18 protein-coding genes are annotated in these 18,530 nt (G+C 57.4%); 12 read left to right on the top strand and 6 right to left on the bottom strand.

The window, feature by feature from the left end; translation table 11 throughout:
• Positions 1–9 precede the first annotated feature (9 nt).
• Entirely contained in the window at positions 10–2,094 is a 2,085-nt protein-coding gene (locus tag ACQUWM_RS11655; protein ID WP_428922256.1) for a WD40/YVTN/BNR-like repeat-containing protein, read from the top strand.
• A 40-nt stretch (positions 2,095–2,134) separates the two neighbouring features.
• On the opposite strand, the gene ACQUWM_RS11650 is transcribed toward ACQUWM_RS11655, so the two are convergent.
• Both ACQUWM_RS11650 and ACQUWM_RS11645 read right to left on the bottom strand, forming a co-directional pair.
• Positions 2,135–2,998, bottom strand: a complete 864-nt coding sequence (locus tag ACQUWM_RS11650; RefSeq protein ID WP_406999467.1) for a DUF72 domain-containing protein — start codon at positions 2,996–2,998, stop codon at positions 2,135–2,137.
• A gap of 39 nt (positions 2,999–3,037) precedes the next feature.
• Positions 3,038–4,063: an AraC family transcriptional regulator gene (locus ACQUWM_RS11645; RefSeq protein WP_428922255.1), complete on the bottom strand. Its 1,026-nt coding sequence runs from the start codon at positions 4,061–4,063 to the stop codon at positions 3,038–3,040.
• A gap of 150 nt (positions 4,064–4,213) precedes the next feature.
• Between ACQUWM_RS11645 and ACQUWM_RS11640 the strand changes: the two genes are divergently transcribed.
• From ACQUWM_RS11640 to ACQUWM_RS11615, 6 genes are all read left to right on the top strand, one after another.
• Positions 4,214–5,113: a fatty acid desaturase family protein gene (locus ACQUWM_RS11640; RefSeq protein ID WP_428922254.1), complete on the top strand. Its 900-nt coding sequence runs from the start codon at positions 4,214–4,216 to the stop codon at positions 5,111–5,113.
• A 93-nt stretch (positions 5,114–5,206) separates the two neighbouring features.
• Positions 5,207–5,590 carry a hypothetical protein gene (locus tag ACQUWM_RS11635; RefSeq protein WP_428922253.1) on the top strand — a complete coding sequence of 128 codons (384 nt, stop codon included), beginning with the start codon at positions 5,207–5,209 and terminating at the stop codon, positions 5,588–5,590.
• A 19-nt stretch (positions 5,591–5,609) separates the two neighbouring features.
• Positions 5,610–6,413 (top strand): SDR family oxidoreductase, encoded by an 804-nt coding sequence (locus ACQUWM_RS11630; RefSeq protein ID WP_428922252.1) that lies wholly within the window; start codon positions 5,610–5,612, stop codon positions 6,411–6,413.
• Positions 6,414–6,568: 155 nt separating this feature from the next.
• Positions 6,569–7,042, top strand: a complete 474-nt coding sequence (locus ACQUWM_RS11625; RefSeq protein ID WP_428922251.1) for a hypothetical protein — start codon at positions 6,569–6,571, stop codon at positions 7,040–7,042.
• A 23-nt stretch (positions 7,043–7,065) separates the two neighbouring features.
• Positions 7,066–7,737, top strand: coding sequence for a hypothetical protein (locus ACQUWM_RS11620; RefSeq protein ID WP_428922250.1), 672 nt, complete (start codon positions 7,066–7,068; stop codon positions 7,735–7,737).
• A gap of 81 nt (positions 7,738–7,818) precedes the next feature.
• A complete protein-coding gene (locus ACQUWM_RS11615) occupies positions 7,819–8,151 on the top strand; it encodes a TfoX/Sxy family protein (RefSeq protein ID WP_428922249.1) in 333 nt (110 codons plus the stop codon).
• Between the two features lie 10 nt (positions 8,152–8,161).
• Here ACQUWM_RS11615 and ACQUWM_RS11610 read toward each other — a convergent pair whose 3' ends face one another.
• On the bottom strand, positions 8,162–8,665 hold the full coding sequence (locus ACQUWM_RS11610; protein WP_406999455.1) for an HPP family protein: 504 nt from the start codon (positions 8,663–8,665) through the stop codon (positions 8,162–8,164).
• 109 nt (positions 8,666–8,774) lie between these two features.
• Between ACQUWM_RS11610 and ACQUWM_RS11605 the strand changes: the two genes are divergently transcribed.
• From ACQUWM_RS11605 to ACQUWM_RS11585, 5 genes are all read left to right on the top strand, one after another.
• The gene (locus tag ACQUWM_RS11605) at positions 8,775–9,365 is read left to right on the top strand and encodes a TetR/AcrR family transcriptional regulator (protein WP_406999454.1); all 591 of its coding nucleotides are present in this window, start codon (positions 8,775–8,777) and stop codon (positions 9,363–9,365) included.
• A complete protein-coding gene (locus tag ACQUWM_RS11600; protein ID WP_406999452.1) occupies positions 9,355–9,738 on the top strand; it encodes a DUF2750 domain-containing protein in 384 nt (127 codons plus the stop codon). Before ACQUWM_RS11605 ends, ACQUWM_RS11600 begins: the two co-directional genes overlap by 11 nt.
• Positions 9,739–9,752: 14 nt before the next feature.
• Positions 9,753–12,332, top strand: coding sequence for a DUF2339 domain-containing protein (locus ACQUWM_RS11595; RefSeq protein WP_428922248.1), 2,580 nt, complete (start codon positions 9,753–9,755; stop codon positions 12,330–12,332).
• A gap of 329 nt (positions 12,333–12,661) precedes the next feature.
• Entirely contained in the window at positions 12,662–13,009 is a 348-nt protein-coding gene (locus ACQUWM_RS11590; RefSeq protein WP_428922247.1) for a DUF3302 domain-containing protein, read from the top strand.
• On the top strand, positions 13,009–14,136 hold the full coding sequence (locus ACQUWM_RS11585; protein WP_428922246.1) for an HlyD family secretion protein: 1,128 nt from the start codon (positions 13,009–13,011) through the stop codon (positions 14,134–14,136). Before ACQUWM_RS11590 ends, ACQUWM_RS11585 begins: the two co-directional genes overlap by 1 nt.
• Before the next feature lie 112 nt (positions 14,137–14,248).
• On the opposite strand, the gene ACQUWM_RS11580 is transcribed toward ACQUWM_RS11585, so the two are convergent.
• From ACQUWM_RS11580 to ACQUWM_RS11570, 3 genes are all read right to left on the bottom strand, one after another.
• Positions 14,249–15,157: a metal-dependent hydrolase gene (locus ACQUWM_RS11580; protein WP_428922245.1), complete on the bottom strand. Its 909-nt coding sequence runs from the start codon at positions 15,155–15,157 to the stop codon at positions 14,249–14,251.
• Between the two features lie 207 nt (positions 15,158–15,364).
• Positions 15,365–16,783, bottom strand: coding sequence for a flavin-containing monooxygenase (locus ACQUWM_RS11575; RefSeq protein WP_428922244.1), 1,419 nt, complete (start codon positions 16,781–16,783; stop codon positions 15,365–15,367).
• Positions 16,784–16,983: 200 nt separating this feature from the next.
• Positions 16,984–18,495 (bottom strand): hypothetical protein, encoded by a 1,512-nt coding sequence (locus tag ACQUWM_RS11570; RefSeq protein WP_428922243.1) that lies wholly within the window; start codon positions 18,493–18,495, stop codon positions 16,984–16,986.
• Positions 18,496–18,530: the final 35 nt, after the last annotated feature.

Raw genomic sequence — 18,530 nt, 5'->3', positions numbered from 1 at the left:
AAGGACTTAATGACTGTTTCTCGAATATTGACTGTGGCCCTTGTCGTCCTCCTGCTGGCGTCGGGTATGTGGTGGGTGAAAGCGAACGGCTTTCTGAATGATACCGCTCCGGTGATCACGGATGAGGCAGCGGGGTGGCCTTCAGGGAGTGGTCAGCGACACATCTTTCTGGATATTGCCGCCGTTGATGACGCCCTGATCGCGGTGGGCGAGTCTGGCCAGATATGGCGTTCCAGCGATGCCGGGGAGAGTTGGCAGAGTGTTGACAGTGGGGTAAGCGGGTTGCTGACGGCAGTCAGCGCCGCTTCTGGGAAAGAGCTTTGGGCGGTGGGTCATCGCGGTACCGTACTGTTCAGTGACGATGCAGGTCTCAACTGGCAGCAACGGCCTCCGGGCGGCCTGGAAAGTCCGGATTTTGTCGCGCTGGATGTCGCATTTGGTTCCGAAGGCCATGGTTACATTGTGGGAGCGGACGGGTTTCTTATCGTTACCAGCGATGGCGGCGAGACCTGGTCCCGGCAGACTCTGCCCAACCGTTATCGTCCGTCGGACCTGAACGCAGTGGCGGTAACACCCGCAGGCCGGGCGCTGGTGGTGTCGTCCGAAGGCAATGTCTATCGTCAGGGCGATGACGGAGATGATTGGGAAGCGTTGGGTCAGGTTAGCTACAGATCCCTGAACGGTATCCTTATACTCTCTGGCGGCGACAAATGGCTGGTGTATGGTGAGGGCGGACAGATCTATGAGAGCGCCGATGCCGGGGCCAACTGGCAGCAGGTCAAGTCGGTCAGTAAAGCGCCGTATTTTGCTGGTCGGGTCCTGACTGATGGAAGCGTGGTGCTAGGCGGCGGCAGCGGCGTCGTGGTGAAGCGGACGCCGTCGGGTGAGCAATTCCATCTTGACTCAGCCCAGGCCCACGGAACCATTCTGGCGGTTCACGAACGCGCTGATGGCAACCTGGTGGTTGCAGGTGAACAGGGTCTCGGTTGGTCTGACGGCATGGATTACCGGTTTGAGGGCGACGAGTACGGTGCCACGGGCCGAAAGAGGGTACAGCAGAGGCTGGACGGCTGGCTCACCCGACAGCTGTTGGCATGGAACAATGAGCGGCGTTCCTACTATTCCGATAACGAGCCACGTATCAAACAATGGGTGAGAGCAACCCTGGCCCCGGCTGAGCATCGCGAGGCTTCCCATGGGGTTTTCACCACCGGGGTCTATCAAGACATCCGCACGGAAATCAAGAGCCTGGAGGAAGGAGAAGCCGGGCTTCAGGTGTATTCTCTGTGGTCACCGGGAGTCTACATCCAAAAGATGCAGAGTGGGGCCGGTAGAACGCTGCGATTCCCGGTAGACATGACTGACGATGAATACGACGACGCGGAACGGATGGCTCTGGTCCGTCGAGTAAAACAGGCGGGTCTTGACGGTGGCCTGGTGGGCCCGGGCCTGGCCACGACATCGTTCTTCGTGACTCAACCGCAGAGCGGGGAGGGCGAGAGTGGAAACGCCCTGCCTCAGTTGGCAACTGGCTTGTTTGCACAGCCCGGGGAGGAGCGTAGCTTCAGTGTGCAGGGGCTATGGAGCCAGCGTCTGGAGCAGGTGGTTGATGCAACTCCCGAGGAGGGCAGCGCTGATACCCCGGCCTCGGAAGCCAATGAGTTCCATGGCCGAGAGGACTTTCTCTACACCGTTACCCGAGGTGAACAGGCCTACGGCTGCGAGGAACAGGAAGTGGCAGCCCGGACACCCGAACTGGAGCAAAAGCTCACCACCCTCGATGGGGTGGTGAAGACTCTCACAGTGGCAGAGCAGGCTAAGGGGAGCCGTGCAATGGCCAAAAATGCGCATTGGAAGTGGTTTACTGCTGACGCGCCTTCTGGCTACCAACGCAGTGAGTATGGCGAGTGGGCTGATTACTCTTGTGTGAAAACTCTGGCTATTGTGTATGGAGCGCCGGGCAGCAGTAACATCGCCGTGGCGTTACAGGCAGAGGTTGATGAGTGGCTAAGTGGAAGTGGTCTGGCGTGGGGACCAGGAGATCTGGAAGTTCACGCATACCGGCTGACGACTGCCCCAAGCGTTGCAGACTAGGATCAGAACTTTTGAGTTCGGCTTGCCGGCGGCAGCGCCGCTAAGGGTGGGGCGGTGTGCTCCAGAGTCCCAGCTGCGGCAGCTCTTCGCCAAGTCGCAGGGCCTCCAGCCCCGGCATCCGCTTGCTTAACAGTTCATTCCAAAGCTGGGCCAGGGGCAGGGCATCGCTATTGTCCGGCATGTGCATAAAGACAAACGGTTGCTTCCCTTCTTCAATCCAGGTGCTCACTCGCTCTACCCAGGGCGCCAGGAAGGGGCGGTTGGCCTGAAGGTCCGGATGGCCTATATAGCGGACTACCGGGGGTGCTTCGACAGGGAGCAGATGAACCGGGACCCTGGGCTTTTTCCGCTGGGCATCCCGGATAACCTCATTGTCCGGTTCCGCTGCAAAGAGAGCGCGGCCATCAAAACATACACGGGCGATGTCGCGCTCCCGCAGGCCGCGATTGAGTGTCTTCTCGGCCTCTCCCTTGCTGAAGAAGGCGTGGTGGCGAACTTCAACTGTGCAGGTGAGCGGCGCGGGTAAGGCGTCTGTGAATCTCCACAGATTGTCCAGGTGTTCGGGACCAAACGATGCCGGAAGCTGAACGAGAAAGGGGCCAAGTACGTCGTTCAGTGGCGTGAGGATGTCCAGAAAGTCCCGTACCTCAGAACCGGGCCCAGCGAGCAGCCGGTCGTGGGTAATCCAGCGCGGGAACTTGAACAGGAAGCGGAAGTCTCCGGGAACCTGAGCCCGCCATTGCCGACATTGTTCCTGGCTGGGGGTGGCGTAAAACGTGGTGTTGCCCTCGACGCAGTTGAACACCTTGCTGTAGCGCTCGAGAGGGCTTCGGCCGGGTGGCAGTTTCGAGTTCCAGGCAGGGTGTTGCCACTGCGGGCAGCCGAGAAAGTAGGGTTGTGTCATGGCCCGATCGATGGATGTGTATGAGTCTTTCCAGTGGTTTCAGAGTCTATCAAGGCGTTGGGTCTGGCGATACTCTCCCGGAGAGCAGCCCATCCAGCGTCGGAACGCTCGGGTAAAGCTGGCGGTATCGGTGTATCCGAGATGGATGGCCAGCTCCTCCAGTTTCATGTCGCTGCCGTCCAGAAACTGCAGGGCAATTTGCCGGCGTTCGTCTTCCACCAGAGTGCGGAAGCTGGTGCCTTCCTGATCCAGTTTACGGCGCAGACTGCGTGGTGACAGAGCCAGTGCCTGGGCAATTTCGTCCAGTGAGGCGACCAGGCCCAGCGGGCCATGCAGTTTCTGACGCACCTGACCCGCCAGGCCGCTGGTCTGCAAACGTTCCAGGCGCCGGCGACACTGGTCGTCCAGCATGCGGACAAGGTGCGAGTCGTAAGTGGACAGCGGCTGATCGGCAACATCGCTGTGGACCACAATGGCGTTTCTTGCACTGTGGTATGTCGGCGTGATGCCACACAATTGTCCGATGCGCTGGGCATGCTCCGGCGGAGCTCCCTGAAACTCCAGGGCAACAATGTCGACACTGGACAGGCTGAGCTCCTTCAGGAGATTGAGGCCTGTGGCAAGATCTCGCTCCAGGAGAAACGGGCGCAGATGATGGGGAATGGGTTGCGCGTCCATCGCGACCCCGAAGCAGTTGCCCTCATCGATTCTCGATATTCTGCAATAGGCGGTACTCAGCGGCAGGTACCGCATGGCTCGTGCGATCGCTTCCCGCAGGGTCCGGCTGGTGCGCATGGCGAACCCCCATATGCCGAAGGTCGCAAGGCTGTATTGCAGGCCAAGCTGGAAACCCAGCGCGGGCGTCTCAGGCAGGGCAAGTATCAGATTCTCAATCAGGCGCATTTCCTGATCCCGGGTAATCAGCGCCTCGCCGTCCAGCAAGTCCTGGTCGCTAATGCCGGTGCCTAACAGGCAGGTATCGCGATCCACCCCCTGACTGGCGGCAAAGTTGATCATCACCTGGCTGATCGCGACGGGATGCAATGTGTGTTCAAAGTTCGACATGGTGGAAAGTCTACCCCGGCACTCTCTTCTTGGACAGTAATCTGACGCCGTGGCCATAAATGCCTCCCGAATGGCCATTGCGGTTCTGTCTGGCTGTTCTGGCCCTGATTAGACTGGCATTCGTACCCACGTCCAATCCGGAGGTTTTCAATGTCACAGGATCTTGCCGTACTCAATAAACAGGCGATTGCATCCGCCAAACGCTATATGGGGCATGTGTCCTGGCCCACGGTCGTTCTGGTAGCCGCCGTATTTGTCGGATTTGTACTGAATCTGGCGCTGTTTGCTTTTGGGGTGATACCAGCCTGGGTGGCTTTGCCTGTTCTCGGGGCCCTGACCTACATGTCCTACACGCCCTTGCATGAGGCGGTGCATGGCAATATCCATGGTGGGCTGGAGCAGTTGAAGTGGCTGAACGATCTCTGTGGCTACCTGGTGGCGCCGTTGATTGCGATCCCTTACGCATCGCACCGGGTTGAGCACTTCACTCATCATCGATACACCAATCAGCCGGACAAGGACCCGGATTATATTGTCAGCGGGATGGGAAAGGGCTTGATCCCCGCAGTGGTGACAGTGATCAAATTTCTCTGGGTTCAGAACAGCTTTTTCGTCAAGCAGCACTGGGGTACGGCATCGTTTAAAGATCGCGCCATCTATTGCCTGGAAGTGCTGGTTTCTTTGGGCTGGCGGCTGGCCTTTGTTGTGGTGGTGGATCAGCCCGGGACCCTCAGCGTTATCCTGTTGGGCTACCTGCTCGGCGGCTTCTTCACGGCGTACTGGTTTGCCTATCGTCCACACATTCCCTATCAGGATGCGAAACGCTATCGCAACACAAACAGCCTGATCATGCCGACGTGGATGAAGCCGCTGGAGTGGTTCTGGCTCGGCCAGAACCTGCACTCCATTCATCACCTGTTCCCACGCGTGCCTTTTTACCGGTACCACGCCTTGCATCGTGATATCGAACCGATATTGCGTGCCCATGGCACACCTATTGTGGGCATTTTCAGCCGCCAACCGGTGGAGGCCGGGACTGAGCATCAATGACGGGGAAAACTGAGTCCCGGGAACTCTGGCTTGGCTCGGGGGCGGAAGACCCTTATGATCCGGGACTCATGTCATCAAACTGGAAACCTTTCTATGCAGTTCCCCAAAGCGACCGTCATACTGGTTTCAGCCGCGCTGGCTTTCGTCGTATGGGAACAGTTCCGCGACAAGCCAGATCCCGTTAATTCCGCCCGTTTCACAAATCTGGCTGCCAACCCGGCGGAGCGCAGCGAGGTTGTTGACTGGGTGGTGACTCAGATCCCGGCATTTTGCGAAGAGCCCTCTGGTGGGAGGAAGGGGAGCGCAGCGTATTCTGAATGCGTTGAGCGCGGCGAATCCAGAACCTCCACATGTCGGCGCGAGATCTACGACGCGTTCCCGGGGGTGATCGCTTCCGACGCGGTTTTTCGGGATGTGTCGATCACCATGATGAATTGTCTGGTGCCGCGTTCCGGACTCATTGACCCTTCGCAATAACAATAAAAGAGGACTATTTATGCCGACTCAAACCATCTGGATTACAGGAGCATCCTCGGGCATTGGTGAAGCATTGGCTGTCCGGTTTGCCCGGGATGGTGCACGTCTTGTGCTCTCTGCCCGGCGGGAAAGTCAGCTGGAGCGGGTTGCAGAGCGATGCCGTGAGGCCGGCCTTGAGGCTGATCAGGTGTTGGTATTGCCGCTGGATGTGACGGACTGGGAAGGTTTGTCGGGGGCGGTTCAGCGCGTGCTCGATACCTTTGGGGGCATTGATCTTCTGGTTAATAATGCCGGCGTTTCCCAGCGTTCGCTCTGCAAAGATACCGATATGTCGGTCTATCAGAAGTTGATGGATGTGGACGTGATGGGCCAGATCGCGCTGACCAAAGCGGTACTGCCCCACATGCTGGAGCGTGGTAGCGGGCACCTGGCTGTGACGGCCAGCGTGGCTGGCAAGGTGGGCGTGCCTCAGCGTACGGGGTATTGTGCCGCCAAGCACGCCGTCATGGGCTTCTTTGATGCATTGCGGGCGGAAGTGGAGGGCCAGGGTGTTCACGTTTCAACAATCACTCCGGGCTTTATCCGGACGGACATCTCCCGTAATGCCCTGGCGGGCGATGGCAAGGCCTTTGGTCAGGAGGACGAGGATATCGCCGGCGGTATGGATGTGAACGAATGCGCCGAAGTGATCTTCAAGGGTCTTAAAGCGAAGAAACCGGAGATCCCGGTAGGCAAGGGCAAAGAAATGGCTGCGCTCTGGATCAAGCGGATTTCACCGAACGCGCTGTTCCGGATTGTAAGGATGCAGAATCGGAAAAACTGATGAGCGAATACACCGATCATCTCCAAGAAGTCTTCCACCGCTTCGGACCCATCACCATTCATTGAGGAAGTTTTGTTGATTGGTTAAAATTTAACCATCAGTCTGATTGGAGTACGAATCCTATGATCTCCTCAGGCGCTTTTTCTGAATCTTCCATGAGCCTGCGTGCAGTTCGTACGTTTTCCTTGTGGCTGTCAGCTGTCTTTCTCTCCCTGATGATAACCTCGACTGCTGTCGCTGAACAGGTCCTGGCGCAGCCAGCGGATAATGCGCCTATGTCGGTTCTGGATGGTAAGACCTTTAAGGCCACGCTGGGGCGGGGGGACGATGCGCCGATCGACGACCTACTGGTCTTCAAGGATGGTCTGTTTGTGTCTAAAGAGTGCGAGGCGCGTTGCGGTTACGCGGAGACCGAATATTGGGTGCGGGCAGAGGGAGACACCATTGAGATGTTCGCGGAGTCGCCCTGCTTGAGATCCGACGCAATTATAATCTGGGAAGGGACGATCAAGGGCGAAGAGATAGAAGGGACATATACCTGGATTAATAAACGTTGGTACTGGACGTTCGAGAAAGAATTCGAGTTTAAAGGTCGGTTGGTGGATGCCGCTACTGCAACCAATAACTGATCTTTACGGGAACAGGCGGATTCATGGACACGCAGGCTAAAAGAAAACTGGCTGGCATCCTGAAGCTCCTCATTCTGATCGCGCTGATTGTCGTTGGTAATCTTTTCACCCGGGGTGTCCTGGAGGGCATGGAGGTTTCGATCCGGCCCTATAATGAGCCAATGCTGCACCGAGTCATCGTTACCTCGATGATTGCTTATGTTTTCCTGATGGCAATTCCGTTTGTTCCTGGCGTAGAAATCGGGCTGGCCTTGATGATGCTTCTGGGGCCCAAGATTGTTCCGCTGGTCTACAGCTGTACTCTGGCTTCTCTGTGTCTGGGGTTTCTGGTAGGGCGCTTCCTTCCCGAGGCTATGATCAGCCGCTTCCTGATGGATTTACATCTTTTCAGGGCAGGGCGATTCATTGAAAGACTGCAGGGGCTGGACAGCCAACAAAGGCTGAGTCTAATGCTTGAAAATTCGCCGCGCAGGCTGGTGCCCGTGCTTCTACGGCATCGATTTCTCACCTTGATGGTTGTGATCAACCTTCCGGGTAATATGATAATCGGTGGCGGCGGGGGGCTGGCGATGGTTGCGGGAATAAGCCGTTTGTTCTCCATCCCTCAATTCATCCTTCTAATTGCGGTGGCCATCTCCCCCTTGCCGATATTGCTGCTGCTTTTTGGTGACATGGTGGGAGGCTGGCCGGTTTAGTGCAGTGAATGCCTCTATCCTGACGGATAGTTCCAGCAATGCGTTGTCCCGGCTTGTCGGGATACAGAACCGGGAAAGCTGATGAGCGAATACACCGATCACCTCCACGAAGTCTTTCAGCACTTCGGGACCATCACCATCCGCAAGATGTTCGGTGGCTACGGCATCTACCATGATGGCCTGATGTTCGCGCTGGTGGCCGATGACGCCCTTTACCTGAAAGCCGATCGGGAGAACGTGGGCGACTTCGAGCGCGAGGGCCTGGGGCCATTCGAGTACGACAAGGGCGGCAAGGTCGTCAAAATGTCCTACTACCTTGCACCGGACGACGTCCTGGAAGACCCGGAACAGGCGGCTACCTGGGCCCGTCGCTCATATGAGGCCGCCTTGCGGGCGCGAAAGGGGCATCCCTAACTGCTCACACTTATACCCAGTACTGTGGCCATTGCTTCTGCTGACCAACGTTATTGATCACGAGGGCAAGCAAAACCAGGATGACGGATCCAAGGAGCACCGGCGTCCACAGGAATCCCCAGTCCTGAATCCCTGCAGTTAACACGACAATTGGATTTGCGCCCGCTGGCGGGTGCACCGCTCGGAAAAACTGCATCAGGGCGATGGCTATTCCGACTCCAGCGGCCATCTGCCATGCGCCAGCCCCGGCTATATTCATTATTGCCAGACCAACGAGGGTCGCAATCAGGTGGCCACCGATCACGTTGCGTGGTTGAGCCAGTGGTGCGCCTGGAGCAGCGAACAACAACACGCATGTTGCGCCGAAGGGAGCCATCAGCAATGGAACGCCTGCCAACTGGGAAAGGTAAGCCGTGGCACCAATTCCGGCGACACCTCCTACCAACCCTGTTAGGATTTGCAGCGAATCGGGGCGGGCAGGAGCGGTGCCTGGGCCCTTGAACTTGTGAAGCATGGATATCTCCTTACCATAGTGTACAGACCGGTCTGTACACTATGGTAGTTGAAGCCAGTGGTCAACCAAATTCAGACTTAATGCGTTGTGGTATTGATAGGATGCAGATATGAGCAAGCGGGAGGATATCCTTTACACGGCCCTTCATCTCTTCAACGAACACGGCTATCAGGCGGTGGGGGTGGATACCATTCGTGACGTGGCCAATGTCTCGAAAATGACGCTCTATAAGCATTTCAAGAACAAGGACACGTTGATTGAAGAGGTGCTAAAACTCCGACATTGCCAATTCAAGGAATCTCTGGAGGAGGCCATTGCCCTGGTTCCCGATGCGCCTCTGAAGCTCAGGGAAGTATTCAACTGGCACGCCCGCTGGTTCTTCTCGCTGGACTTCTTCGGCTGCATGTTTATCCGCGCGACAGGGGAATACCATGAGTCTTCCGAGCTGCTTGCGATCTCTCAAGAGCACAAACAGTGGGTCGCCAGGATGTTGGAAGATATCTTCCTGGCGATGGGGGTAGACAATGCCGCGAGCGTCGCACGTTTTTTCCAGGTGACTCTCGATGGCATGATCATCAATGCGAGCATTTTCCGCACTTTCGACAGTATAAATGAAGTATGGAGAGGGCTTTGTCGGTATATCGACCTCCCATACGAACCACTTGAAAAGCCCAACAGCGAGTCGATCCATGAACAATGATGAATTAAAGAGTATTCTCGAACTAGACGGTGAAGAGCGATACGACTACTTCCTGAGTGAGGTGATCGAAGAGCGCGAGATCTGGATTCTGGTGAATGCGGAGAATCGCTTCCTGAAAATCGTGTCTGACGATGGCAACGTGGAGCACCTGCCGGTCTGGCCCAGCGAGGCGTTCGCGGCGGAGTATGGCAAAGATTCCGAGGATCTCACCCCGAAAAGTATTTCCCTGCCGGATTTCTTCAAAAAATGGGTGCCGGGTTTAACGAAAGACGGCCTGGATGTTGGGGTGTTTCCTGGCCTGGACGGAACCCTGTGGATAACGGAGCCGGAAGAACTGAAGCGCGACCTGCAGGATGAGCTGTCGAGTTTTTAACGAGGGAACGGGGCATGGAAGCATTATTCATCATTCTGGTTGCCGGCATTGTTTTGCTTGTTCCTGTCGGCTCAGTTCTTGGGTTTCTGGCCTTTCGACAACGTAGTTCGCAATCTGCCCGCATTGAATCCCTGGGGCGGGAGGTGTCGGGTTTACGAGAGGAAGTTGCCCATCTGAAGCGCCAGATGGCTCGTGAGTATGACGCGTCGGCCTCGCAACATGATGAATCTGCAGAACCTGCACCCGTTGAACAGGCTTCGCCACCGCAAGATGTCGCAGCAGCCACCGATTCCGCGTCAAGTGATTGGATCGAGCCTGCGCAGCCGGTGGTGCGCAGTGAACGACCGGAACCAGACCGTGTTTCCCGCATTACCGCTGCCCTGAAAGAAAACTGGATGGTCTGGCTTGGTGGCCTGAGTGTGGGTCTGGCCGGGATCTTCATGGTCAGCCATTCCATCAATGCCGGGCTGATCGGCCCGGTACAACAACTGCTGCTCGCCCTGTTCACTGGTCTTGCCCTGCATGCGGGCGCGGAGTTTCTGCGTCGCCGCAACCGGGGCGCGGATCAGGTATTTGCAGCGTTGGCAGGGGGCGGCAGCATTACCCTGTATGCCGCGTTGCTTGCCGGCGTTCACCACTATGAGTTGATCAGCCCATTGATTGGGTTGGTAGGGCTTGCGGTGGTCTCCCTCGGCACCATGGCGCTTGCTCTGGTTCATGGCCCGTTGCTGGCCATCATGGGGTTGAGCGGTGCCTATCTTGTGCCTCTGCTGATTGGCGGTGAGGATGGCAGTCTGGCCTTTGTGCTGTCGTACAGCTTCCTGATCACCCTCAGTTCGCTGATGTTAATGCGCTACGTTTATCGGGACTGGCTGTGGTACTCCACGCTGGCCGGTGCGTTGTTGTGGTGGCTGGTCACGTTGTCCGCTGCGCCAGTGGGAGTGCCGACTGCCTGGTATCTTGCAGGGCTGTTCGTGATCTTTGCTGTCATGCCGGGACACCAGAAGGCGGGGGCGCCACGCCTGTGGGAAGCCCTTCTCGCATTGCTGGCGATCTGGGGATTGTCGATCGCTGATCAGGCCGCTGACAATCCGCTGTTGTGGAGTTGGCTGCTGATTCTGCCGGCTGCGGCACTGGCGCCCCAGAGTCGCGGGGTGTACTGGTATCTGCCCTGGGCGGCAGTGCTGGCCAGCGCTGCCGGTTGGCTGGCTTATATGGTTCGTGAGGTGGCAGACCGTGTGTACCTGGTGCAGATGCCCGTGGAGCATCAGGGTGGTTTCCTCGCCTACCTGATTGCCGCAGCGATACTGACCCTGGGGCTCGGCCTGTGGCACTGGGTGCGTGATCCTGACCGTCGCCGGTGGGCGTCGCTCACGATGCTCTCACCGCTGGTGTGGCTGATCCTGGGCTGGTTGCTGCTGCATGGTTACGGCACTTCCTCCCTTTGGGCGGTGTTCACGCTGTTGCTCGGCGGTTTGTACGGCGTTCTCGCCTGGCTGATGGAAAGCCGTGAGCGCTATCGCAGCGGGGTGGTCTGGGCCATCCTGGCGGCCCATGTCAGTTACTCGCTGGCGGCGGTGATGGTCTTCCGTGAAGCCTCACTCACGCTGGCCCTGTCCGTTCAGTTCATCAGTCTCACCTGGCTGGCGCGCCGCTATGACATGCCTGAGCTGTACCTGCTGCTCAAGATAGCGCTGGCCCTGGTGGTCGCGCGGCTGACCTTCAATCCGTGGCTGCAAAGTTACGATGCCAGTTTGCATTGGTCACTGTGGACCTACGGCGGCGCAACACTGTGCGCGGCGGTGGCCACCTGGATTGCGAACCGGAATCACAGCATCCGCCCCTGGCTGGAAGGGGCGACATTACACCTTCTGGTGTTGTTCCTGGGCTCGGAAATGCGTTACTGGCTCTACGACGGCGACATCTTTGCCCATGAGTACAGCTTCACCGAAGCGACGATCAACACGCTGCTCTGGGGCGCGCTCAGCCTGACTTATATCGTTCGCGCGAAAGCCAGTGAATCCCTGGCCTGGCTCTACCGGCTGTTCTCATGGATTCTGCTAGCCCTTGCCAGCCTGAGCTATCTCTCGCTGGTCACTGTGCACAATCCCTGGTGGGGCGGCAGTGCCATCGGCGATACAGCGATCTTCAATATCCTGCTGCCTGCCTACGGTGGGCCGGTGCTGCTGGCAGTGGTTGCCAGCCGGTTCCCGGAACTTGTCCCCAGGTTCTGGTCGCTTTGCGTGGCCGCTGGCAGCTTTCTGTTATTCACAGCCCTGGAAATCCGGCAACTCTGGCAGGGCAGTGATATGCGGCTATCGTTCGGGATCACCGAGGGCGAACTTTATACATACTCCGTTGTGGGCATGCTGTATGCCATCGCTGCAATCATCTACGCCACCGGGCGTAATAATACAGTGCTGTACAAAGCCGGTATGGCCTTGCTGGGGCTGGTCATTGCCAAGATCTTCCTGATCGATATGGCCGGTCTGCAAGGCTTGTGGCGGGTGGCTGCCTTTATGGGATTGGGGCTTGCATTATTGGGATTGGCCTGGCTCTACCGAAAAGCTCAGGGGGCTCCAGAGCGTAGTTAGGGGGCGGGAAGTATTAAGCGGTCAATTTACGGTCATATTTCTGAAACGCCCGTTCCAAAGCGCTTTGGGGCACCTATCCTTGTGTTGCTAACACAGTTATCCACAGATTCTGTGGGCAACTATCTACCCATGGGCAGTGAGTTTCAGGCACTTCCTGAATATGCTTTATTGTTTCTGCTAAGGTTTATTGGGGGTGCCGGTGTTACTGGGAGAGTCGCTCCATCTGGCTGCGTTCGGGACCTATAGGGTATTTGGGGGCTGACCGTTATTGCCAGGACAAACTCAATCGCATGTCAGATACCTGCTATTCGTAAAATGAGGAGTCGCTGATGCTCAGTTACGTCGCTCTGGTGTTATTGATTTTCGTGGTTTTGGTTCTGTTTTATGGCGTTATTGCCATCCATGATATTCCCTACGAAATTGCTAAAAAACGTAATCACCCCCATCAGGATGCTATTCACGTGGCAGGCTGGGTTAGCTTGTTTACCCTGCATGCGATATGGCCGTTCCTGTGGATCTGGGCAACTATTTACCGGCCTGATCGTGGCTGGGGGTTTCAACAGTTAGAGAAACAGCAACGCGAGGATGAAGCCTTGTTGACGGATCTGAACGACAAGCTGGAGCAGCAGGCAAGGCGGTTGGAAACTCTGGAGCAGAAGCTGGGAGGGAATAACTGATGGATGCCCTACTGCTTCTTACCTATGCCGCTATCTGTATTTTCATATTCAAGGTGTTCCGAATCCCCCTCAATAAATGGACTGTTCCTACGGCCATTCTGGGCGGTGTGGTCCTTGTCGGCACACTGGTGCTGTTAATGAATTATAACCACCCGTTCACCCATAAGGTGAGGCAGGTTTATGTTGTGACGCCCATCGTGCCGGAAGTTAAGGCCAGAGTGATGGACATCCCGGCGCCGGCTAATACCCCCCTGAAACAGGGGGAGCCCATGATAGTGCTGGATAACACCCGATATCAGGCCCGGGTTGCCCAACTGGAAGCCCAATTAGCGGACATGGGCCAGGTGGCGGCCTCTAATGTGGCCAGTGTCTCCGAGGCCCGGGCCAGAGTGGTTCAGGCGACTGCAAAAAGGGACCAGGCGTTACGTACTTTGCGTCGCTACGAAGGGGCGGCCTCCGCTTTCAGTCAACAGCAGATCGACACCCAGCGTAATAAGGTGGCGGCCAGCAATGCGGATCTGGATGCGGCCAGGGCGGCATTGGCAAAGGCGGAAACGCAACTGACGGGCTCGGTGGATGGTCAGGATCCCGCAGTGGCCGCCATTGAGGCACAGCTCGATGAAGCCCGTTTTGATCTCGAAAATACTGTTCTGAGGGCACCTAGAGATGGTTTCCTGACTCAACTGGCTGTGCGCCCTGGAATGATGGCTGTGCCTTTCCCCCTGCGGCCAGTGGCTAACTTTGTAAATCAGGAGGAACGCCGATTTGTGGCCGCCTTCCGACAGCAGTCACTGTTGCGCCTTAAGTCGGGCTACGAGGCGGAACTGACTTTTACCTCTTTACCTGGAGAGGTTTTTTCCGCCAAGGTGGTTGAGGTGTTGCCTACTATCGCGGAAGCACAGTTAGCAGCGGGGCAGCAACTGATTGGTGGTGAGGCGTTCCGGAGGATGGATAATGAGGCGTTGGTTGTCCTGGAAATGGATGAAAGTGCCGGGATAGAGGACCTCCCCCTTGGGGTCAGTGCCCAGGCGGCAGTTTATTCCGATCATGTTCATCATGTGTCGATCATGCGCAAAATCCTTCTCAGGATGTTGAGCTGGCAGCACTACCTTTATCTGGATCATTGATCCTGATTGGCAGGGGAATGGGCGACTTCTCCTTACGTCGCGAATGAAGTGACCCACAGATTCAGTGGGTCACTTTCAGTGCTACGCTTCTGCCAGACCAGAGTCCCCGCTGTTAGTGAGCAGTTGCTGTTTTAGCCCTGGCTTTGCGCCGATTTCCATTCCGGAATTCAGGGGCGATGCTGTCTTGCACGGTGCGTTTGAACTGGTCAATAAGTTTGCTGTTGTCATGGTCCCAGGGGTGAAACCCAGGCTTGAAATAGCGCAGCCACTCGCCTGTCAGGCTTGAGAACGCCCCATTGATACCCCACATTCGCCAAAGCCCCTGAAGAGTGTCGGTCAGTGATGGGCGACCGTCGCGGGCCATCATGCGAAGAGTGCCATAGGTGGTGAACACCGCCAGCATGGCTGTACTCAGTACCAACCACCCTGTTCGCTCGATATAGTTGCTGCCGTCAACCGCCTTGTAAACATTGAACGCCACGCCCTTGTGTTCGGTCTCCTCCACGGCGTGCCAGACCCACAGTGGACGCATGGTTTCGTGCATATCTTCGCGAATATCATCCCGTGCCAGCAGCAGGTCGGCGAGCATGGCAGTCAGGTGCTCCAGGGCGCAGGTGATGGCCAGATGGTGACGCATGGGAAGTATCCGAACGGCATCGAGCAGGATTTTCAGGTGCGCTTCGATTTCCTCCGTCGGCATGCCCTGATCGTGGACGTGCTGGTTCATGGCCACGTGTTCCAGGGAGTGCATGGCCTCCTGGCCGATAAAGCCGGAAATTTCCTTCTGCAGGACCGGATCCTGTACCGATGCACGGAAGTGCCGGACGGCATCAACAAAGAAGGTTTCGCCCTGGGGGAAAAGCAGCGACATGGTGTTCATGGTATGGCTCATCAGCCGGTTTCCCCCTAGCCAATAGCGGGGAACCTTACTGTCGAAGGTGAAACCCATGCGCTGGGGCTTGATGCTGACGTTTTCGGGGGTAGGGCGTAGCGAGGTTTTCCTGGTTTCGGGTGATTGCATGGTGATGTCTCCGTCTGTTCGGTGATACATGAAGAGAAAAAGAGGACCGGTCGCAGGAGCAGAGCCGGCCCTGAAGGTTCGGGGTTATTCGGTTTCAGCCACTTCCCGGACCCGCTCGGAAGGCAAGACTTTGCGGCCGACGCCGAACTCGAAGTCGGTCTCGTGAACCCGCCGGGTCCAGAGCCAGAACTTCCAGGTGGAATAGGGCTAGACGGCGAAGTTTTTACCGTCGGCCTGCTGGTACCAGCTGGTGCAGCCGGTGGCCCAGACCGTGCCATCGAGTGCCTTCTGGGCGTTTTCGTTGAAGCGTTGCTGGGCCTCCGGTTTAACGTCGAGGTAGTCCGCGTAGCGCAGGCGGGCGTTTTCCATGCATTTGAGAATGTAGTCCACCTGAGCCTCGATCATGAAAATGATGCTGTTGTGTCCCAGACCGGCATTGGGGCCAACCAACTGATACATATTCGGGTAGCCGCTGACCATGGTGCCCATGTAGCCCTCCACTCCGTCTTTCCAGTCCTTGCCAAGGGTGTGACCCTTGCGGCCCTTGAGGGTGAAGTCTTTCATGTACAGGCGCGGGTCCACCTGGAAACCGGTGCCCAGGATGATGCAGTCGGCCGGATGCTCGACGCCGTCGCTGGTCACAATGCCGTTCGGGGTGATCCGGTCGATGCTTTCAGTCACCAGCGACACGTTTTTGCGGTTGAACATCGGGTAGAACTTGTTGGAAATCAGCACCCGCTTGCAGCCAATGGTGTAGTCCGGGGTGAGCTTGCGGGCGGTGTCCCGGTCGCGGACCTGCAAGCGAATAAACAGCTTGGTGAGGTGCTGCAGGCTGCGGGCCAGTGCCGGGTTGAAGATGGGCCAGACCCGGGATTCATTGGACCAGTAAAGGCGGGCCCGGTGCAGCTTCCTCAGAGCCGGGACGCGCTTGAACACGGTCTTTTCAAGGCCGTTGTAGCTGCGTTCGTCCCGCGGAATGATCCAGGCAGGTGAGCGCTGCATGACCGTCAGGTGCTCCACCTCCGGGGCGATTTCCGGGCAGTACTGGATCGCACTGCCCCCGGTGCCGATGGACACCACTTCTTTACCCTTCAGATCGTAGTCATGGTCCCAGCGGGCGGAATGAAAGACCTTGCCCTTGAAGCCGTCCAGCCCCGGGATGTCCGGATACTGAGGTACATGCAAAGGGCCGGAAGCCAGCACCCAGTGATGGCAGTCGAACTTGTCCCCGGTTTCCGTGGTCAGCGTCCAGCGCGCCCGGTCCTCGTCAAACTCGGCGGCGATGACCTCCTGGTTGAAGCGGATGTGCGGGCGAATCTGGTATTTGTCGGTGGTGTTCCGGATGTAGTCCTGAATTTCATACCAGGGCGTATAACGTTTGCTCCAGTCCGGCTTGCCCTCGAAGGAATACGAATACAGGTGCGACTGCACATCGCATGCACAGCCCGGGTAAGTGTTGTCGCGCCAGGTGCCGCCGACGTCGTCGGCTTTTTCCAGCACCACAAAATCGTGGATGCCGGCTTCCTTGAGTTTAATCGCCATGCACAGGCCGCCGAAGCCGGCCCCGACGATCACGACCTCGGTCTTTTTGATGCTGGGGGTGTGGGGTGTTTTTTGTTGACCCATAACCCGGTCTCCTCTTGCTGATGTTGTCATGTGTAAGGTCGAGTGTATGGGGACATCACGGGGTTTCTCGGTTCAGAAACGGCCATGCGGCATGCCCGATGGGACATGACAGGGTGGGCTTGCGTCAGATCAAGAAAATGTCGGTTACTGGCAAGGAGTGGCAGTAGAGGCGTGAAATGATATGGACACAGGGAATGTAACTATTTGCTTTGCTCGGACCCTGGCGTTCTTTCTGTTACTTGAGTGGGCTCGAAGTAGCGGTTGAGCAGATCCGGATCATCGAAATGGCGCTTGCCGATAAATGCGGTGGCATGGTGGCCCCATTGGCGCATGGCTCCGGGGGAGAGTACACCGGTGCCCCAGAGCAGAAATCGCTCCAGGCGTTCTGTGCCGGCGATCAGGCCGTTGGGCAGGAACAGACTGCGGTGCATGCCCGTATTGTCCGGTAACGCCCGGAGCCGGTCATAGTGAATCAGTTCATAGGGTGTCGACTCTGTTATCGGGTCCGGTGGAGCCGAAAAACTCACATTGGCAACGTAATGGGTACCACTGGCCAGGTACACAATGGGGCGGGACATGGCCTGATGGTTGTCTGGCGCTTCGAGAGGCAGCAGGGTCATGATTTCGTCCCCCACCGCGTCGGCCTTGAGCTGGAGGCGATCCGACAGGGGGTACCATTGGTGATAGCAGCCACATGGGTGGACACTGTCATACATCAGGACCTGCCCGTTCTCATCCAGCGTGACGCGCCAGATAAGCCCATCCAACCGACCGCCGTAGATATCCAGCGGGTGGGGCTTGGGACGTTCATCGAACCAGAATACGTAGACCAGCTGTGGCAGCCATCGGTTCTGCCAGCGAACCCGGGTGATCAGCGTATACGCCCGGGCGGGCGGTTCTACCACCCACTGGCTGTCATTCCACAGGGGCGTTCCTGGCCGGTCATAGGGTTTGTCACTGGCCATGATCAGATGGGGGGCATGGTACTCCAGCAGTTTTCCGGACTCTTCCGTTGAAAACACCGGTAACCCAAGACGGTCCCGGGAGTGTTCATGGCTCAGAACGGACGTGATAAGTGTCGGATCGGGTTCCGGTGGTTCTGGCGAGTACTGTCGGGCCCCTTGATTGTCAGTCTGCGTGCCAAACTGCGCCTCCTGTGACGCCTGGAGTCTACGGACCTGGTAAGCCAGCAATGGCCGCATCAGAGGATAGGCGCCAATGGTGCGGCGCCAGTCCAGATAGGCGTCGGGTACCTTCACCTTGGACACAAGGTCGGTCCACTGGTGCGAATCGGACGCCAGCGCAGTTACCTGTTGTTTGGCGCAGTGCATCAGCCAGCCGGGATCGAGCATATGACGTTTTTTCAACCGAGCGAGTCGGACACGCAACGCCCGATCTCCGTTGTATAGTGCATGATACAACCAGTCATGGCGTTCTTCAGGCGTAAGGGCGGCGAGGTCAAAATCGGCCAGCGTCCTGTTAACCCGTAGGTAGGGGTAGCCGGGAATCGGATTATCCTGGGCATCCTGAATGCCGGCCTGTTGCAGTTGCCGCTCGACATCCTGCCAGGCCGTGGTGCAGGCTTCGCTGGTCAGGGGTGCTAACGGCGGCTTCGCTGACTGGCTGGCACAGCCACTCAGTGCCCAGGCCATGAGCATCAGGGTCACGAGGTTACAGGTTGGCGCCGGGTGCGACCTGTGGAATTTGAGCATTTGCCTGGCTGCCTCGGGGAGCTCTAGCGCTATTG

Origin of the sequence: Marinobacter sp. DUT-3 (assembly GCF_050379435.1) — a bacterium.
Taxonomy (GTDB): Bacteria; Pseudomonadota; Gammaproteobacteria; order Pseudomonadales; family Oleiphilaceae; genus Marinobacter.
The sequence above is the reverse complement of the archived record's forward strand: the minus strand, read 5'-3'. Positions and strand labels throughout refer to the sequence as shown.

What these genes read in the sequence shown, in the direction of transcription:
- ACQUWM_RS11570 (WP_428922243.1), bottom strand. Translation starts at nt 18,495, where the DNA reads ATGCTCAAATTCCACAGGTCGCACCCGGCGCCAACCTGTAACCTCGTG.
- ACQUWM_RS11610 (WP_406999455.1), bottom strand. Translation starts at nt 8,665, where the DNA reads ATGCTTCACAAGTTCAAGGGCCCAGGCACCGCTCCTGCCCGCCCCGAT.
- ACQUWM_RS11590 (WP_428922247.1), top strand. Translation starts at nt 12,662, where the DNA reads ATGCTCAGTTACGTCGCTCTGGTGTTATTGATTTTCGTGGTTTTGGTT.
- ACQUWM_RS11600 (WP_406999452.1), top strand. Translation starts at nt 9,355, where the DNA reads ATGAACAATGATGAATTAAAGAGTATTCTCGAACTAGACGGTGAAGAG.
- ACQUWM_RS11605 (WP_406999454.1), top strand. Translation starts at nt 8,775, where the DNA reads ATGAGCAAGCGGGAGGATATCCTTTACACGGCCCTTCATCTCTTCAAC.
- ACQUWM_RS11585 (WP_428922246.1), top strand. Translation starts at nt 13,009, where the DNA reads ATGGATGCCCTACTGCTTCTTACCTATGCCGCTATCTGTATTTTCATA.
- ACQUWM_RS11630 (WP_428922252.1), top strand. Translation starts at nt 5,610, where the DNA reads ATGCCGACTCAAACCATCTGGATTACAGGAGCATCCTCGGGCATTGGT.
- ACQUWM_RS11655 (WP_428922256.1), top strand. Translation starts at nt 10, where the DNA reads ATGACTGTTTCTCGAATATTGACTGTGGCCCTTGTCGTCCTCCTGCTG.
- ACQUWM_RS11620 (WP_428922250.1), top strand. Translation starts at nt 7,066, where the DNA reads ATGGACACGCAGGCTAAAAGAAAACTGGCTGGCATCCTGAAGCTCCTC.
- ACQUWM_RS11575 (WP_428922244.1), bottom strand. Translation starts at nt 16,783, where the DNA reads ATGGGTCAACAAAAAACACCCCACACCCCCAGCATCAAAAAGACCGAG.
- ACQUWM_RS11615 (WP_428922249.1), top strand. Translation starts at nt 7,819, where the DNA reads ATGAGCGAATACACCGATCACCTCCACGAAGTCTTTCAGCACTTCGGG.
- ACQUWM_RS11640 (WP_428922254.1), top strand. Translation starts at nt 4,214, where the DNA reads ATGTCACAGGATCTTGCCGTACTCAATAAACAGGCGATTGCATCCGCC.
- ACQUWM_RS11580 (WP_428922245.1), bottom strand. Translation starts at nt 15,157, where the DNA reads ATGCAATCACCCGAAACCAGGAAAACCTCGCTACGCCCTACCCCCGAA.
- ACQUWM_RS11625 (WP_428922251.1), top strand. Translation starts at nt 6,569, where the DNA reads ATGAGCCTGCGTGCAGTTCGTACGTTTTCCTTGTGGCTGTCAGCTGTC.
- ACQUWM_RS11635 (WP_428922253.1), top strand. Translation starts at nt 5,207, where the DNA reads ATGCAGTTCCCCAAAGCGACCGTCATACTGGTTTCAGCCGCGCTGGCT.
- ACQUWM_RS11595 (WP_428922248.1), top strand. Translation starts at nt 9,753, where the DNA reads ATGGAAGCATTATTCATCATTCTGGTTGCCGGCATTGTTTTGCTTGTT.
- ACQUWM_RS11645 (WP_428922255.1), bottom strand. Translation starts at nt 4,063, where the DNA reads ATGTCGAACTTTGAACACACATTGCATCCCGTCGCGATCAGCCAGGTG.
- ACQUWM_RS11650 (WP_406999467.1), bottom strand. Translation starts at nt 2,998, where the DNA reads ATGACACAACCCTACTTTCTCGGCTGCCCGCAGTGGCAACACCCTGCC.